Annotated in this window: 9 protein-coding genes and 1 pseudogene; 6 read left to right on the top strand and 4 right to left on the bottom strand. The window is 60.7% G+C overall.

Going from position 1 to position 17,516, the window contains the following annotated elements; translation table 11 throughout:
* Positions 1-95: 95 nt before the first annotated feature.
* The 3 genes from L8K08_RS21865 to treR form a co-directional block, all read right to left on the bottom strand.
* A complete protein-coding gene (locus L8K08_RS21865) occupies positions 96-2,168 on the bottom strand; it encodes a TerD family protein (protein WP_242199892.1) in 2,073 nt (690 codons plus the stop codon).
* Between the two features lie 318 nt (positions 2,169-2,486).
* Complete coding sequence (locus L8K08_RS21870) at positions 2,487-3,176, bottom strand: APH(3') family aminoglycoside O-phosphotransferase (RefSeq protein WP_242199894.1); 690 nt, start codon at positions 3,174-3,176, stop codon at positions 2,487-2,489.
* Positions 3,177-3,276: 100 nt separating this feature from the next.
* The gene (treR, locus tag L8K08_RS21875) at positions 3,277-3,981 is read right to left on the bottom strand and encodes a trehalose operon repressor (RefSeq protein WP_145164174.1); all 705 of its coding nucleotides are present in this window, start codon (positions 3,979-3,981) and stop codon (positions 3,277-3,279) included.
* Between the two features lie 252 nt (positions 3,982-4,233).
* Between treR and treP the strand changes: the two genes are divergently transcribed.
* The 5 genes and pseudogenes from treP to L8K08_RS21900 all read left to right on the top strand — a co-directional run bounded on the left by treP (position 4,234) and on the right by L8K08_RS21900 (position 11,734).
* The gene (gene treP, locus L8K08_RS21880) at positions 4,234-5,676 is read left to right on the top strand and encodes a PTS system trehalose-specific EIIBC component (protein ID WP_145164172.1); all 1,443 of its coding nucleotides are present in this window, start codon (positions 4,234-4,236) and stop codon (positions 5,674-5,676) included.
* A 119-nt stretch (positions 5,677-5,795) separates the two neighbouring features.
* Positions 5,796-7,442: an alpha,alpha-phosphotrehalase gene (gene treC / locus L8K08_RS21885; protein WP_242199895.1), complete on the top strand. Its 1,647-nt coding sequence runs from the start codon at positions 5,796-5,798 to the stop codon at positions 7,440-7,442.
* Positions 7,443-7,576: 134 nt separating this feature from the next.
* Positions 7,577-8,786, top strand: a pseudogene (locus tag L8K08_RS21890) (carbohydrate porin).
* A 135-nt stretch (positions 8,787-8,921) separates the two neighbouring features.
* On the top strand, positions 8,922-11,453 hold the full coding sequence (ptsP, locus tag L8K08_RS21895; RefSeq protein ID WP_242199897.1) for a phosphoenolpyruvate--protein phosphotransferase: 2,532 nt from the start codon (positions 8,922-8,924) through the stop codon (positions 11,451-11,453).
* Positions 11,454-11,455: 2 nt separating this feature from the next.
* Positions 11,456-11,734, top strand: coding sequence for a PTS transporter subunit EIIB (locus tag L8K08_RS21900; protein WP_242199899.1), 279 nt, complete (start codon positions 11,456-11,458; stop codon positions 11,732-11,734).
* 134 nt (positions 11,735-11,868) lie between these two features.
* Here the strand turns inward: L8K08_RS21900 and mltF are convergent, their stop codons facing one another.
* Positions 11,869-13,329 (bottom strand): membrane-bound lytic murein transglycosylase MltF, encoded by a 1,461-nt coding sequence (gene mltF, locus L8K08_RS21905; RefSeq protein WP_145164162.1) that lies wholly within the window; start codon positions 13,327-13,329, stop codon positions 11,869-11,871.
* 287 nt (positions 13,330-13,616) lie between these two features.
* Between mltF and purL the strand changes: the two genes are divergently transcribed.
* Positions 13,617-17,513: a phosphoribosylformylglycinamidine synthase gene (purL, locus tag L8K08_RS21910; RefSeq protein WP_242199999.1), complete on the top strand. Its 3,897-nt coding sequence runs from the start codon at positions 13,617-13,619 to the stop codon at positions 17,511-17,513.
* Positions 17,514-17,516: the final 3 nt, after the last annotated feature.

Consider the following 17,516-nt stretch of genomic DNA (forward strand, 5'->3'; position numbering starts at 1 on the left):
CCAGTCAGTTATGCTGACTGGCATTTTGTTTTTGGGTAAAACGCTCCGAAGCAAGAGCTGTGGTTTTTAATAAGCGCCAAAGGCTGGCGTAGATATTAGAGAAACGCTGATCGAATCAAATCCGTATCGAATGGTGTTATCCCTTGGTCCGGCGTAAACACCGTCTGTGCCTGCTGCGGTGACACTACTCGTTCGCCTCGTGCTCGAACATGTAAATCGAACAGGGTCTTCAAATCCGGCTTTGGTGTATGTATTAAAGCCCGTAGCATCAACGATACCCCACTGAGGTTGTTCTGGACGTTGTTCCACCGCACAGACGAAGTGAGTCCCAGGTCGGCCCAGATCATGCGTCGGTCCTGCAAGTCCATCACGAATGGCAGACAGACCCCTGTGTCGGATGCTATATCGATACGGTCGAACACAGAGCGCGGCTCGAATACTTCACCCGACGCTGTGTCGGTACGGGCCATCCAGCCAGCGAAGCATTCTGGAAGATCGCAGTACGGTTGCTCGGTGAACGAATTGATAGACGTGACGACGTAACGGATACCCTTCTTGACGAGCACATCAAGATCGAGGTCGATGAACTCCGAAGCCCCGTTAGGCGCGTCGACGATGTCACCGCTGTGACAGCCGCCGAAATCCCTGAGGTTGTAGTACGCGACCGTTTTTTTGAATACAAAGTTGGCGTCGAAAAATGCGGCGGACAAGTCGATATCCGTGCGCCCGCTGCCGTTCTTCCACCACAGGAACAGGCGAATGAAACGTGTGTCAGGCATTGGCAGCCGACTGCCTCGCACCAGCGTTCGTAGCGACTTCGATGAGGTGCGTTGTGCCAGCGGCACCCTGTATTCACTTAATGCTGGATCGACGAAACAGCCTCCTAGGGGTGGTAGTGACGCAAAACGCGTGACAAGAGCGTCTTCGCAGATTCTGGCTGCACGCGCCAACACGTCGGGCAAGAGAGGCTCGCGTCGATCCTTGGTGCCATAGATTTTGGCAAATGCACCTTTCGGAGTGAAGGCTCGCAGAGGGAGGGGGCGCGGCGCACGTAAGTGGGTCAGCAACTGCAGCAGGACAGGTGAGGACACTTGTGTGGCAACCGCCTCGAACGCGTCGAGAACGGATTCTGGTTCCGTCGCGCGTCGCAGGGTTACGTCCAGCCGTCGTGCGAACTCCCCAGGATGGCTTTGTAGTATGGGTGTAAGCGTGGCGATGTGACGCTGGGCAAGCAATGTTTCGACACGAGACCCAAATGAGGCTGGCGCCTCGTTGCGACGTGCTGCGGTGATGGCAGCTAGTGCTTTTGGGTATTTATCGGCGTAGTCGCCTGGGTGCAGTACTTCAGCCAGACGTTTCCATCGCTCAGCATGGCGCATCACGTCGTCTACAGCGTTGGGTGTGCGATCGAGCAGGCGCAATAGCAGGCGGCGCATTGAGCGCTTCATCGCTGTGAAACGCGTCGAAGATGTCGTCAGTGACACGTCTCCTCCACTCAACGCGACCGCGAGCCTTAGCACGTCGGTCGCCGTTTCGACGTTTCGCTCCAGGAATGCGTCCACCCGTGCATCGCCGGCTACAAGCAGGATAAGTGCGCCGCCAACCAGCGCGCGGGTTTCCCGGAACGGAACGGCCTCAGGCAGCAGACGGAACACATCGCTTTTGTACTCTCGGATAAACCAGACAACATCGGCAGTGTCCGCTGCGGAGAGCGAGGTGCGCGATGATACCAACGGCTTGAGCAGTGACTCGAACTCAGAGACGCTACCCAGTTCGATAACGCGGGATATGACGTTGCCTTCGAGCATCGCGGGCCGAGCGTGTTCGGTCGGTGGTAAACGCCAAAGCGTCAGGTAGTGCACGACGGCGTTAAGGTACAAGTCCGCCTCTGAGGCCGTCAGAACCTGTTCTGGAAAGTCAGGATAAAACGGCCTGTGATGTACATGGCCGCCAGCTTCTCGCCGCAGGACGGCGACAATTTCGTGTAGCCAGTACTTGAGCTCTGTCGCTGACAACAAGCCGATTTGCTCGATCAGCGGCTCTGACAGTACGCATCGAAACGCCGCGATTTCCCTGATAGCCGACGCGACTTGAGCTTGCGTGGCACCGCCAGTGCCCATCGGAACAAGAATTTTGCTACGGCGACGCAAAAACAGATCCTGATGCATGTTTGATTTTCTCCTTGGCCGCCGTCGTGTACGAGTTGCAGCATCGTCCTACAGCTGATGTAAAAACGCCTGCAAGAAGCAGGCGCAGTGTGGAGAGCGAAACCCCTAGGTCATAGGAGGTTAGAAGGAAGGTGTTCCATAGCCACGGGGGGCATCCTACGTCAGGTTGGATCTGTTTTGTAAGGCCGCTGCTTATCTGAACGGTAACAAGCTGCTTCGCCAGAAGAATAGAGGCTGATAAGCGGCCATACGCGTGGCGTCCTGATTGGCCAAAATGTCCCTCCGGAGGTGGTGAAGTTCCACTCAGGCTTCAGGCGTTTAGAAAAACTCATCCAACAGGCAGTAAAACTTCATCCGCTGCTCATCAGGCTCAACACCATAAAGCTCAAAGAATGGCTTTACCCATTCCGGCCCAACGTTACGTTCGATGCTGCGTGCCGCCAGGGCCAGGTCTTGATGGCGGTCGCTGATGCCAAGGCGTCCGCAGTCGATAAAGCCGCTGAAACGGCCGTCTGCGGCCATGAAATTTGGCAGGCAGGCGTCACCGTGGGTCACTACCAGGTCGTGGGTGTTGGGCTGATTCGACAAGAGCTCGGCGAACACATCCTCAAGGCTTCGCCCGAGTCGTTCGTCGTCGAAGTCCGTCTCATCGATCAGACCGGCATTGACGTGCGCCTGCGCGAGCGCGATGCGGTGTTGCAAGGCGTGATCGAAGGGACATTGCGCGATGGGTATCTGGTGCAAGGTGCGCAGGGCTGTCGCCAGGATGTCGACGGTCTGCGCGGCGGACAGAGTGTTGGCGCTGGCCAGGTCCTGCCCCTGCACGGCGGTCATCAGCAGCCAATGGTGGTGGGTGTCTATCAGCTCATCCAGTACGACGGGTGCAGGCAAATTACCTTGCCGGAGCCACCGAAGGCGCTCGATTTCGTCCGCAAGTTCGCTGAACTCCACCAGGGGTTCGGCCTTCAGGAACAGATCCGTACCCCCGACCTGGCGCAGGCGAAACACGTCAGCCCGCGATTCACCAATGGCTGTTGCTCAATCAGCGCCTGCGCAAACTGTGCACGCCATTTGTTTGGGACATTCACAGTAGCTGACCTCTCTTGCCTCAGCGCCGCGCAATGTCAGAAAAGTAAAACTTATCCAGCGTATGCCGCGACTCGGTGTACTCGAACTGGCGGCCATCCTGCAAAAACGTCTGGTTGCTCACCACGATCACATGGCTCTGACCTTCGAGGTCCAGATGGGTCTGATCGTCCTTGCTGCGCGGCAGGGCTTCGATGGTGCGTTGCGCGTAGCTGATCTGCAGCTGCAGCGTCTGCTCGATAAACGCGTAGATCGACTGTTCGGCGATATCGCGGTCCAGGCCGGGGATCAGTTCGGCGACGAAGTGGTTGATGTCGAGGATCACCCGTTTGCCGCCGATGCGCCGTACCCGTTTGATGCGGGTGATCAGGGTGCCGGGTTCGGCTTCGATGTGTTGCAGCAGTGAGCCTTCCAACGGGATCTGGCTGAATTCGACGACTTCGGTGCGTACGTCATCGCCCAGGTCAGCGTGGGTTTCGTGGAAGCTGACGATGCCGCCCAGTTGAAACTCGATCGGGTTGGGCGACAGCACGAACGTGCCCTTGCCGTGAATTTTTTGCGCGAAACCGCGCTCCTGCAGCTGCTCGATTGCGCGGCGCACGGTGCCACGGCTGGCCTGGTAGGCGTCCATCAGTTCGGTTTCGGAGGGAAGGCGCGTGCCGCGTTGCAGGCGTTCGGTGGTGATGTTGGCAAGCAGATCCGTATAGATCTGGTTGTATTTGCTCATGGGGATGGCTCTATGCCCGACTTGATGAGAGTGAACTGCGCGTTCAAGGCAGGAACCTTAGTGGCAGAGGTGGGCTTTGTCCATTGGCCACCTGTGGAATAGAGGAAAAGTCTGACTCCACATTCAGAAAATTAAACTATTTGTAACTCGTACAGACGAGTTGTTGCTTTAACTCGTACAGACGAGTACTTTTGCCCTCGGCGTGCTGCCAATGACTGCCCCCAAATAAAAAAATCAAAGTGGAAACCAAGCATGAGCCACGACTATTCGACTATTGCCCGCGAGATTCTCGAGCACCTCGGGGGCAGCGACAACCTTGAGCAGGCTGCCCACTGCGTGACCCGCCTGCGCCTGGCGCTCAAGGACCCGAGCCTGGTCAACAGCGGTGCGTTGAACCAGGTCGATCTGGTCAAGGGGTCGTTCTTCACCGGCGGCCTGTTCCAGGTGGTGATCGGCCCCGGCGAAGTGGAAAAGGTCTACGCCGCGCTGCGCGAGCAGACCGGCCTTGCCGCCGCCACCATTGCCGACGTGAAGAAGAAGGGCGCCGACAAGACCAACGCCATGCAGCGGCTGGTGCGCGTATTTTCTGATGTATTCATGCCGATCCTGCCCGCGTTGATCATCGCCGGCCTGCTGATGGGCGTTAACAACCTGATGGGCGCCAAAGGCATGTTCATCGAGGGCAAGACGCTGCTTGCGGCGTATCCGAACCTGGATGGCCTGTGGAGCCTGATCAACCTGATGGCCAACACCTCGTTCGTGTTCCTGCCGGCGCTGGTGGGCTGGTCGGCGGCCAAGCGGTTTGGCGGCAGTGAAATCCTTGGCATCGTGCTCGGCCTGATGCTGGTGCACCCGGACCTGCTCAATGCCTGGAACTACGGCAAGGCAGTCGCCGGCCTCGACGGCCAGAGCCTGCCGTACTTCGATATTTTCGGTTGGTTCAAGATCGAAAAAGTCGGTTATCAGGGGCAGATCCTGCCGATCCTCATGGCCGCCTATGTGATGAGCGTCATCGAGAAATGGCTGCGCGCGCGAGTACCTAATGCCATCCAGCTGCTGGTGGTGCCGATCACCACGATTGTCGTCACCGGCGTACTGGCCCTGGCGATCATCGGCCCGGTGACCCGTCACCTCGGCATCCTGATCACCGAAGGCGTGGTCACCCTGTTTGACCTGGCGCCGATGGTCGGCGGGGCGATTTTCGGCCTGCTGTACGCGCCGCTGGTGATCACCGGCATGCACCACATGTTCCTCGCCGTGGACCTGCAACTGATCTCCACCCAGGGCGGCACTTTTATCTGGCCGATGATCGTCATGTCCAACCTGGCCCAGGGCAGCGCCGCGCTCGCCGTGTTCTATACGACACGCAATGCGCGGGACAAGAGCATGGCCTCGACCTCGGCGATTTCCGCTTACTTCGGTATCACTGAGCCGGCGATGTTTGGCGTGAACCTGCGCTTCAAGTTTCCGTTCTATGCCGCCTTGCTCGGCTCGGCACTGGGCAGCATTTTCCTGTCGCTGAACAAGGTGCAGGCCTCGGCCATTGGTGTCGGTGGTTTGCCGGCGTTTATCTCAATCCTGCCGCAGTACATCCCGGTTTTTGTCATCGGGATGGTCATCGCGATTGTCGTGCCATTTGTACTGACCTGTGCGTTGAGCATGAAGATCGTGCGGCCTGGCTACCGGGTCGCCTGATCGATCGCTATCGCAGGCAAGCCAGCTCCCACACTTGAAATGCGTTCCCCTGTGGGAGCCGGGCTTGCCCGCGATGAGGCCCGCACGGCCAGTACACAATTTAATTGAAGGAATCCACCATGCAAAACTGGCAGCACTCGGTGATCTACCAGATCTACCCAAAAAGCTTCCACAGCCACGCGGGTAACGCCACCGGTGACCTGCTGGGCATCGTGGACAAGCTCGATTACCTGCAATGGCTGGGCGTGGATTGCCTGTGGATCACCCCATTCCTGCGCTCGCCGCAGCGCGACAACGGCTATGACATCAGCGACTACTACGCCATCGACCCAAGCTACGGGACCATGGCCGATTGCGAACTGCTGATCAGCGAAGCGGCCAAGCGCGGCATCACGCTGATGCTCGACATCGTGGTCAACCACACCTCCATCGAACACGAGTGGTTCCAGCAGGCCCGCAGCAGCCTCGACAACCCGTACCGCGACTTCTATATCTGGCGCGACCAGCCAAACAACTGGGAGTCCAAGTTCGGCGGCTCCGCCTGGGAATACGAGGCGCAAACCGGCCAGTACTTCCTGCACCTGTTCGACCACACTCAGGCTGACCTGAATTGGGACAACCCCAAGGTGCGCGCCGAGGTGTTCAAGTTGATGCGTTTCTGGCGCGACAAAGGCGTGGGCGGTTTCCGCCTGGACGTGATCAACCTGATCTCCAAGCCCGCCGATTTCCCCGAAGACAACACTGATGGCCGGCGCTTCTACACCGACGGCCCGAACGTGCACCACTACCTGCAGGAAATGCACCGCGAAGTCTTCGAAGGGCATGACCTGATCAATGTCGGCGAGATGTCGTCCACCAGCCTGGAACACTGCATTCGCTACTCCAATCCTGAGTCGAAAGAGCTGTCGATGACCTTCAACTTTCATCACTTGAAGGTCGATTACCCGAACCTGCAAAAGTGGGTGAAGGCCGACTTCGACTTCCTGCAGCTCAAGCAGATTTTCTCTGACTGGCAACTGGGCATGCAGGCCGGTGGTGGCTGGAATGCGCTGTTCTGGTGTAACCACGACCAGCCGCGGGTGGTCTCGCGTTTTGGTGACGACGGCGAGCACCGCGTGGTCTCGGCCAAGATGCTCGCCACGGCGCTGCACTTCCTTCAGGGCACGCCGTATGTGTACCAGGGCGAAGAGCTGGGCATGACCAATCCTGGCTTCAACAAGATCGAGCAGTACCGCGATGTCGAGACCCTGAACATCTTCCGGCTTAAGCGCGATGCCGGTGAGTCCGAGGCCGCGAGCATGGCGGCGATCATGCAGAAGTCGCGCGACAACGGCCGCACGCCGATGCAGTGGAGCACTCAAGCCAACGCCGGTTTCAGCAGCGGTGAACCCTGGATCGGTATTCCAGCCAACGCGGCGCAGATCAACGTCGAAAGCCAACGGGATGACCCGGATTCGGTGCTGCATCACTACCGTGCGCTGATTGCGTTGCGTCGGCATGAGCCGCTGATTCAGGAGGGGGTTTATCGCCAACTGCTGCAAGACCACCTCCAGGTCTGGGCCTACCTGCGCGAAGGCCATGGCGAGCGCTTGCTGGTGGTGAACAACTTCTATGGCAAACACTGCGAAATCCAGCTGCCGCAAGGCGTGATCAACGCCTCAAGCGAGCAACGCCTGCTGATCAGCAACTACCCCGATTGCCCGTTGCGTACGGCCACGGTGGTGTTGCGCCCCTATGAATCATTCGTGCTGCACCTGACCGACTGAAACACCGAGAGCCACCCGTAGGAGCCCACTTGCCGGCGATAGCGCCCTGAGCGCGCCATTGCCAGCGAGCCGGCCCCTGCACGCCGCGCGTAAGACAAAAAGTAAGAAAAAAATAAAAATAAAAGGAGTGCTTCATGAAAACAACAATAAAGCTGGGCCTCATTGCGTCATGCCTTACCGCGCCTTTTGCCGCGCAGGCCCTGGAATTTGCCGGTTACTTGCGCAGCGGCGCGGGCACTTCAACGGGCAGTGGCAAGCAGCAGTGCTTCCAGTTGCCGGGGGCGCAAACGAAGTACCGTTTGGGTAACGAATGCGAGCAATACGCCGAACTGGAATTGCGCCAGGACCTGCTGACCCTCGACGACGGCTCGGTGCTCAGCGTCGACGCCATGGCGTCGCTGTACAACAAGTACGACCGTGCCCTGAAGTTCCAGGGCGAAGACAACGGCTCGGCGCGCATGCCGCAGATGTATGCGCAGTGGTCCAATTTGCCCAGCCTCAATGGCGGCTCGGTGTGGGCGGGCCGGCGTTACTACAAACGTAACGACATCCATATCTCCGATTTCTACTACTGGAACCAGAGCGCCACCGGCGGCGGCGTCGAGGACGTGCTGATCGGCGACCTCAAATACAGCTATGCCATTTCCCGCAAAGACAACCTGTACCAGAAGGAATACGCCACCCGTCACGACTTCAACGTGGCGGGGTTCAAGACCAACCCCGGCGGTGAACTGGAGTTCGGCTTGAGCTACATCGAAAAAGCCGGTGGTCGTGACGCCAACAGCGGTTGGGCGATCACGGCGCAGCACGTGCAAAAACCTTTCCTGGGCGGCAAAAACAAGTTTGCCTTGCAGTACGGCGAAGGCCCCGGCACGGGCCTGGGCTACACCGGCAACACGGCTTTGGATAACAGCAGTAAAAGCTACCGCGCCGTGGAGTTTTTCGACTGGCAGGTGACCCCGCGTTTTGGCGGGCAGGTTGAGGCGGTGTATCAAAAAGATATTCGCCCTGGCAGCCAGGACCAAACCTGGATGTCCATCGGCGTATGCCATCAGCGAGCAGTTCAAACTGGTCACCGAACTTGGGCATGATCAGGTCGACGCCACCGGTGGCACGCGCAAGCTGAGCAAGTTCACCTTCGCCCCGACCTGGTCGCCCAACGGCCCGGATTTCTGGGCGCGGCCGGAAGTGCGTTTGTACTACACCTATGCAACCTGGAACGAAGCGGCCAAGCGCGCGGCGAATGAATTGGCGGCAGGCTCGGCGTTGTCCGACACCGGCGCCTACGGCACAGCGCGGCATGGTTCGAATGTGGGTGTGCAGGTCGAATATTGGTGGAAATAACGCGGACCAAATGTGGGAGCGGGCTTGCCCGCGAAAGCGGTATATCAGGCAACACATCTATTGAATGAACCACCGCATTCGCGAGCAAGCCCGCTCCCACACGGATTTTTACAGAACAAAACAGCAGGTGAAGTCATGACCACAACTCAACCCCTGGAACTGCTGGCGCCGCTGTCGGGTGTGCTGCTGGCGCTGGATCAGGTGCCCGACCCGGTGTTCGCCAGTCGCATGATCGGCGACGGCCTGTGCATCGATCCCACCTCGCAGACCCTTTGCGCACCGCTGGCCGGGGTGATCAGCAGTCTCCAGGACAGTGGCCATGCGGTCAGCGTTACCGACGACAACGGCGTTCAGGTGCTGATGCATATCGGGCTGGACACGGTGAACCTGGCAGGCCAGGGTTTCACGCGGCTGGTGCAGGAAGGCCAGCGAGTGGAAGCTGGGCAACCGCTGATTGAATTCGATGCCGATTACGTGGCGCTCACTGCGCGCAGTTTGTTGACCTTGATGCTGGTGGTCAGCGGCGAGCCGTTCACGCTGTTGGCGCCGGACGGCAATTGGGTGGATGTGGGCCAGCCGCTGCTGCGAGTATCACCCGGCGAGGCCACTGCAGCCGTCGTGGAGGAGGAGGGTGATGCGCTGTTCTCCAAGCCGCTGAGCTTGCCCAACGCCAATGGCCTGCACGCCCGACCTGCGGCGGTGTTTGCCCAGGCGGCCAAGGGTTTTGACGCGAGCATTTACTTACACAAGCAAACCCAAAGCGCCAACGCAAAATCCCTGGTGGCGATCATGGCGCTGCAAACCGCGCAGGGCGACACCTTGCAGGTCAGTGCGGCGGGTAACGATGCCGACGCGGCGATCAAGGCATTGGTCGCGCTGTTGGCCGAGGGCTGTGGCGAAACGGTCGCGGCACCGACGCAGGTGGTTGAGGCGGTCGCGCCCGTGTCGTCGGCCGCGTTGCTGCGCGGCGTGTGTGCGTCACCGGGTTCGGCGTTTGGCCAAGTTGTGCAGGTGGCCGAACCGGAGCTGAACATCACTGAAAATGGCATCGGCGAAACCGCCGAGCGCGACGCGTTGACGCGTGGCCTGCTGGCGGCAACCGAGGCGTTGCAAACCCTGCAAACCAAGGCGGCCGGCAGCGCCCAGGCCGAGATTTTCAGGGCCCATCAGGAGTTGCTCGAAGACCCGACCTTGCTGGAGCAAGCCCACGGCCTGCTGGCCGAAGGCAAAAGCGCCGCCTTTGCCTGGAACAGCGCCACCGTTGCCACCGCCAAGCTGTTCCAGGGCTTGGGCAATGCGCTGCTCGCCGAGCGCGCGGCGGATTTGGCCGATGTCGGCCAGCGCGTGCTGAAGCTGATTCTCGGTATTCAGGACCGCGCATGGGACTTGCCCGAGCAGGCCATCCTGATTGCCGAGCAACTGACGCCGTCGCAAACCGCCAGCCTGGATACCCGCAAGGTGCTGGGGTTTGTCACTGTCGGCGGCGGCGCGACCAGTCATGTGGCGATCCTCGCCCGTGCGCTCGGCCTGCCGGCGATTTGCGGTGTGCCGGGGCACGTGTTGGCACTGGCCAATGGCAAACAAGTCCTGCTCGACGCCGACAAAGGCGAGCTGCACCTGGAGCCAGACCTGGCTGAAATCGAAAAACTGCAGGCGGCCCGTGATCAGCAAGTGCAACGCCGTCAGCGTGAGGTGGCGCAGGCGGCCTTGCCGGCCACGACCCGCGACGGCCATCACGTTGAGGTCACGGCCAACGTCGCTTCATTGCAGGAAGTGGAGCAATCCCTGGCCCTGGGCGGTGAAGGCGTCGGCCTGCTGCGTTCGGAATTCCTCTACCTGGACCGCAACCGCGCACCCAGCCCCGAGGAGCAAGCGGGCACCTACAGCGCCATCGCCCGCGCCTTGGGCACTGAGCGCAATTTGGTGGTGCGCACTCTGGACGTGGGCGGCGACAAGCCGTTGGCCTATGTGCCGATGGAAAGCGAGACCAACCCGTTTTTGGGCTTGCGCGGTATCCGCCTGTGCCTGGAGCGCCCGGAGCTCCTGCGCGAACAGTTTCGCGCGATCCTTGCCAGCGCCGGGTTGACGCGGCTGCACATCATGTTGCCGATGGTCAGCCTGCTGTCGGAGCTGCACCTGGCGCGCAAGATTCTTGAAGAGGAAGCGCTGGCGCTGGGGCTTGAAGCGTTGCCGAAGCTGGGCATCATGATCGAGGTGCCGTCTGCGGCGCTGATGGCCGATGTCTTTGCCCCGCATGTGGACTTTTTCTCCATCGGCACCAATGACCTCACTCAATACACCTTGGCCATGGACCGTGATCACCCACGGCTGGCCAGCCAGGCTGACAGCTTTCACCCCGCGGTGTTGCGCCTGATCGCCACCACCGTCAAGGCCGCGCATGCCCATGGCAAGTGGGTGGGCGTGTGTGGCGCATTGGCCTCCGAAGCGTTGGCTGTACCCATGTTGATCGGGCTTGGCGTGGATGAGTTGTCGGTCAGCGTGCCGCTGATCCCAACCATCAAGGCCACCGTGCGCGAGCTGGACCTGGCCGATTGCCAGATCATTGCCCGCCAGGTGCTGGGCCTGGAAGAAGCCGCGCATGTGCGCGAGGCCCTGCGCCAGTACCACGCGGCTACCGTTGAAACCTCACCTGTCGTGGAGCACTGAGCATGTTCGAGAAATTGCAGCGGGCGTTCTGGAAAGCCCTGACCCCGGATTTGATTGCCGAGACGGTCGCGGCGCCGACGCCGGGTCTGTTGTCGGCCAGCGTGCTGAGTGCATTGGGTGGCGCGGATAACCTCAAGTCGCAGCAACGCGTGGCGCTGACGCGGGTGCGTGTGCAACTGCAGGATGCGGCGCGGTTGGATGAGCCGGCGTTAAGGGCGGCGGGTGTGCCGGGGGTGATGGTGTTGGGCGGCGGCGTCGTGCATTTGCTCACCGGTCTTTAAGGCGACCACTCTCTAATGTGGAAGCGGGCTTGCCCGCGATCGCGGTGTGTCAGGTAACGAATAGGTTGACTGGCCGGCCGCCATCGCGGGCAAGCCCGGCTCCCACAGGGTTTTGTGGTGTTTGGGAAAGTGGCTTACAGCTGCGGGTTATCTTCGGGCGGCTTGGTCTTGTCCACGCCCGGCACGTGCAAGTTGCCGTCGACCACCTGGTTGCCTTCCAGCTGCGGCTGGGTCACCCAGGTGAGGATGTCGTAGTAACGCCGGATGTTCGCCACAAAATGCACCGGCTCACCGCCGCGCGCATAGCCATAGCGGGTTTTGCTGTACCACTGCTTCTGCGCCAGGCGCGGCAGCATCTTCTTCACGTCCAGCCACTTGTTGGGGTTCAGGCCGTCCTTCTTCGCCAGCGTGCGCGCGTCTTCCAGATGGCCGGTGCCGACGTTGTAGGCGGCGAGGGCGAACCAGGTGCGATCCGGCTCGGCGATGCTGTCGTCCAGCTCATCCTTGATCTTGGCCAGGTATTTAGCGCCGCCCATGATGCTTTGCTTGGCGTCCAGGCGGTTGGACACGCCCATCGCCTGGGCGGTGTTCTGGGTCAGCATCATCAGGCCACGCACGCCGGTCTTGGAGGTGACGGCCGGTTGCCACAGTGATTCCTGATAGCCGATGGCCGCCAGTAGGCGCCAGTCGACTTTTTCTTCCTTGGCGTAAGTCCGAAAATGCTTCTCGTATTTGGGCAGGCGTTGCTGCAAGTGCTGGGCAAAGGTGTAGGCGCCGACGTAACCGAGCACATCGACGTGCCCGTAATAGCGGTCTTTAAGACGCTGCAGGGTGCCGTTCTTTTCCACCTTGTCCAGGTAGCTGTTGATCTCGTTGAGCAGACTGTTGTCATCGCCTGCCGCCACGGCCCAGCTTTGGTGGCTGGCATTGCCGAGGTCGAAGGCCACGCGCACGTTGGGGAAGTACACCTGGTTCATCGCGACTTCGTTGGAGTCCACCAGGGTCAGGTCGATTTGCCCCTCGTCCACCATGCGCAGCAGGTCGACCACCTCAACGGCGTCGGATTCTTCATATTCAATCGCAGGGTTCTGCTTTTTCAGCTCGGCCAATTGCTCGGCGTGGGTGCTGCCCTTGAGCACCATGATCTTCTTGCCCACCAAGTCAGCTGCGGTGGTGGGGCGCGACTGGCCGTTGCGGTAGATGATCTGCGGCGTCACTTCCAGGTAAGGGTGCGAGAAGCGCACCTGCTGCTCGCGCTGTTCGCTGCTGACCAGACCGGCGGCGGCCAGAACCGGGCCGTTGGGTTTGCCCAACTGGCCGAACAGGTCATCAAGGTTGTCGGCGGTCTCGATTTCCAGCTTCACGCCCAGGTCGTCGGCAAACCGCTTGACCAGTTCGTATTCGAAACCGGTTTCACCGTTGCGGTCCTGGAAATAAGTGGCCGGGCTGTTTCGGGTGATCACCCGCAATACGCCATCCTCCTTGATTCGCTCGAGCGTGCTGGGTTTATCAACACAGGCGCTGAGCATCAGGAAGAGTCCGGTTGCGATGAGCCATTTGGCGCATCGCGGGCGCAAAGCAGTAGGGAAGAACATCTGCGCAGTATACGCAAACGACCCTCAGCGCCATATCTCGACAGCAGCGCACTTGTCTGCTAGCGCCCGCAGAACCGGGCTGCAGCCCGCAGAAACGCGGGTTGGCGAGGGTTTGTGACGGTTAAAATAACTGCGCACCCAGCCCCGGAAAATGCCCCGATACTGTGCAAACCGTGCCAACTGACGTTCGGCAGCGGCCAGCCGTGCCGTTTCGGGTGCCGTTGGCGATGGTTTACGCTAGAATGCACGGCCTCAAAGCACACCCCCTTCCCGAGGCTGTCCCGAAGATGTTGATCCTGCGCGGCGCTCCTGCCCTTTCTGCCTTTCGCCACAGCAAACTCCTTGAGCAACTGAGCCAGAAGGTTCCAGCGGTTACAGGCTTGTATGCTGAATTTGCTCACTTCGCCGACGTTACCGGCGTGTTGACCGCCGACGAACAGCAAGTGCTGGCGCGCCTTCTGAAGTACGGCCCAAGCGTTCCCGTTCAAGAGCCTGACGGCCGCTTGTTCCTGGTTCTGCCGCGGTTCGGCACCATCTCGCCCTGGTCGAGCAAGGCCAGTGATATCGCCCGCAACTGTGGCCTGGAAAAAATCCAGCGCCTGGAGCGTGGTATCGCTTTCTATGTTGCCGGCCAGTTCAGTGACGCCGAAGCCGAGCTGATCGCCAGCAGCCTGCACGACCGCATGACCCAGATCATCGTCAGCCAGCTGGAACACGCTGGCGGCCTGTTCAGCCACGCCGAACCCAAGCCGCTGACTGCGATTGACGTGCTTGGCGGTGGCCGCGCCGCCCTCGAGAAGGCCAACATCGAATTGGGCCTGGCCCTGGCCGAAGACGAGATCGACTACCTGGTCAATGCCTTCAACGGCTTGAAGCGCAACCCGCACGACATCGAACTGATGATGTTTGCGCAGGCCAACTCCGAGCATTGCCGTCACAAGATCTTCAACGCCAGTTGGGACATCGACGGCGAAAGCCAGGAAAAAAGTCTGTTCGGCATGATCAAGAACACCTACGTGATGCACAGCGAAGGCGTTCTGTCGGCTTATAAGGACAACGCCTCGGTAATCGTCGGCTCGGTTGCCGGCCGTTTCTTCCCGGACCCTGAGACCCGCCAGTACGGCGCGGTGCAGGAGCCGGTGCATATCCTGATGAAGGTTGAGACCCACAACCACCCGACCGCAATTGCCCCGTTCCCGGGCGCAGCCACAGGTTCCGGCGGTGAAATCCGCGACGAAGGCGCCACCGGCCGTGGCGCCAAGCCAAAGGCGGGCCTGACCGGTTTCACCGTGTCCAACCTGCAGATCCCAGGCTTCGAACAGCCGTGGGAAGTGCCGTACGGCAAGCCTGAGCGCATCGTGACCGCGCTGGACATCATGATCGAAGGCCCGCTGGGCGGCGCCGCGTTCAACAACGAATTCGGGCGTCCGGCGCTGACCGGTTACTTCCGTACGTTCGAGCAGTCCATCACCACCCCGCGTGGCGATGAAGTGCGCGGCTACCACAAGCCAATCATGTTGGCTGGCGGCATGGGCAACATCCGCGAAGAACACGTCAAGAAAGGCGAGATTCTGGTCGGCTCCAAGCTGATCGTACTCGGCGGCCCGGCCATGTTGATCGGCCTGGGCGGCGGCGCTGCTTCCTCCATGGCCACCGGCACCAGTTCGGCAGACCTGGATTTTGCTTCGGTACAGCGTGAAAACCCAGAAATGGAACGCCGCTGCCAGGAAGTCATCGACCGTTGCTGGCAGTTGGGTGACAAGAACCCGATCAGCTTCATCCACGACGTCGGCGCCGGTGGTTTGTCCAACGCCTTCCCGGAACTGGTCAACGATGGCGAGCGCGGCGGTCGTTTCGAACTGCGCAACATTCCAAACGACGAACCGGGCATGGCCCCGCACGAAATCTGGAGTAACGAATCCCAGGAACGCTACGTACTGGCCGTCGGCCCTGAAGACTTCGCGCGCTTCCAGGCCATCTGCGAACGCGAGCGTTGCCCGTTTGCCGTGGTCGGCGAAGCCACTGCCGAGCCGCAACTGACGGTCACCGACAGCCACTTCGGCAACAGCCCGGTCGACATGCCACTCGAAGTGCTGCTGGGCAAAGCCCCGCGCATGCACCGTTCGGCCGTGCGTGAAACCGAGTTGGGCGATGACTTCGACCCAAGCAGTCTCGACCTGACCGACAGCATCGAACGCGTGCTGCACCACCCGGCCGTGGCGAGCAAAAGTTTCCTGATCACCATCGGCGACCGCACCATCACCGGCCTGGTGGCCCGTGACCAAATGGTTGGCCCATGGCAAGTGCCGGTGGCTGACGTGGCCGTTACCGCCACCAGCTTCGACGTTTACACCGGTGAAGCCATGGCCATGGGCGAGCGCACGCCGCTGGCCCTGCTGGATGCTCCGGCGTCGGGCCGCATGGCCATTGGTGAAACCCTCACCAACATCGCCGCCTCCCGCATCGGCAAGCTGTCCGACATCAAACTGTCGGCCAACTGGATGTCCGCTGCCGGTCACCCAGGTGAAGACGCGCGCCTGTACGACACCGTCAAGGCTGTCGGCATGGAGCTGTGCCCTGAGCTGGGTATCACCATTCCGGTGGGCAAGGACTCGATGTCCATGGCCACCCGTTGGAACGAAGACGGCACCGACAAGAGCGTGACCTCGCCGCTGTCGTTGATCGTTACCGGTTTTGCACCGGTGACCGACATCCGCCAGACCCTGACCCCGCAACTGCGCATGGACAAGGGCACCACCGATCTGATCCTGATCGACCTGGGCCGTGGCCAGAACCGCATGGGCGCCTCGATCCTCGCGCAAACCCACGGCAAGCTCGGCAAGCACGCGCCGGACGTGGATGACGCCGAAGACCTGAAAGCCTTCTTCGCCGTGATCCAGGGCCTGAACGCCGACGGTCACCTGCTGGCTTACCACGACCGTTCCGACGGCGGCTTGCTGACCAGCGTTGTAGAAATGGCCTTCGCCGGTCACTGCGGCCTGAACATCGTGCTCGACAGCGTTGCCGAGGCAGCCTGCGAAATCAACGGCATCCTGTTCAACGAAGAGTTGGGCGCCGTGATCCAGGTTCGCCAGGACGCCACTCCGGACGTGCTCGCACAATTCAGCGCCGCCGGCCTGGACGACTGCGTGGCAGTGATCGGTCAGCCGATCAACAACGGTGAAGTCAATATCTCCTTCAATGGCGACACCGTGTTTGCCGGCCAGCGCCGTCTGCTGCAACGCCAGTGGGCCGAGACCAGCTACCAGATCCAACGCCTGCGTGATAACGCCGACTGCGCCGAGCAGGAATTCGACGTGATCCTGGAAGAAGAAAACCCGGGCCTGAGCACCAAGCTCAGCTTCGACGTCAACCAGGACATCGCCGCGCCTTACATCAAAAAAGGCATCCGCCCACAAGTTGCGGTACTGCGTGAGCAGGGCGTCAACGGCCAGGTGGAAATGGCGGCCGCGTTCGACCGCGCCGGCTTTAATGCGATCGACGTGCACATGAGCGACATCCTCGCCGGTCGCGTTGACCTCAACGCGTTCAAAGGCCTCGTCGCCTGCGGCGGTTTCTCCTACGGTGACGTGCTGGGCGCCGGTGAAGGCTGGGCCAAGTCGGCGCTGTTCAACAGCCGTGCCCGCGATGCGTTCCAGGGCTTCTTCGAGCGCAACGACAGCTTCACCCTGGGTGTGTGCAACGGTTGCCAGATGATGTCCAACCTCAGCGAACTGATCCCGGGCAGCGAGTTCTGGCCGCACTTTGTGCGTAACCGTTCCGAGCAGTTCGAAGCCCGTGTCGCCATGGTGCAGGTGCAAGAGTCCAACTCGATCTTCCTGCAAGGCATGGCCGGTTCGCGCATGCCAATCGCCATCGCCCACGGTGAAGGCCATGCCGAGTTCGAAAGCGAAGAAGCCCTGCTCGAAGCCGACCTGTCCGGTTGCGTGGCGATGCGTTTTGTCGACAACCACGGCAAGGTCACCGAAAGCTACCCGGCCAACCCGAACGGCTCGCCGCGCGGGATCACCGGCCTTACCAGCCGCGACGGCCGCGTGACCATCATGATGCCGCACCCGGAGCGTGTATTCCGCGCCGTGCAAAACTCGTGGCGCCCTGAAGAGTGGAACGAAGACGGCGCGTGGATGCGCATGTTCCGCAACGCTCGCGTGTGGGTGAACTAAGGC

It is taken from the genome of Pseudomonas sp. TREG-RG-20F-10-E-6-01, from assembly GCF_022662455.1.
Classification (GTDB): domain Bacteria; phylum Pseudomonadota; class Gammaproteobacteria; order Pseudomonadales; family Pseudomonadaceae; genus Aquipseudomonas.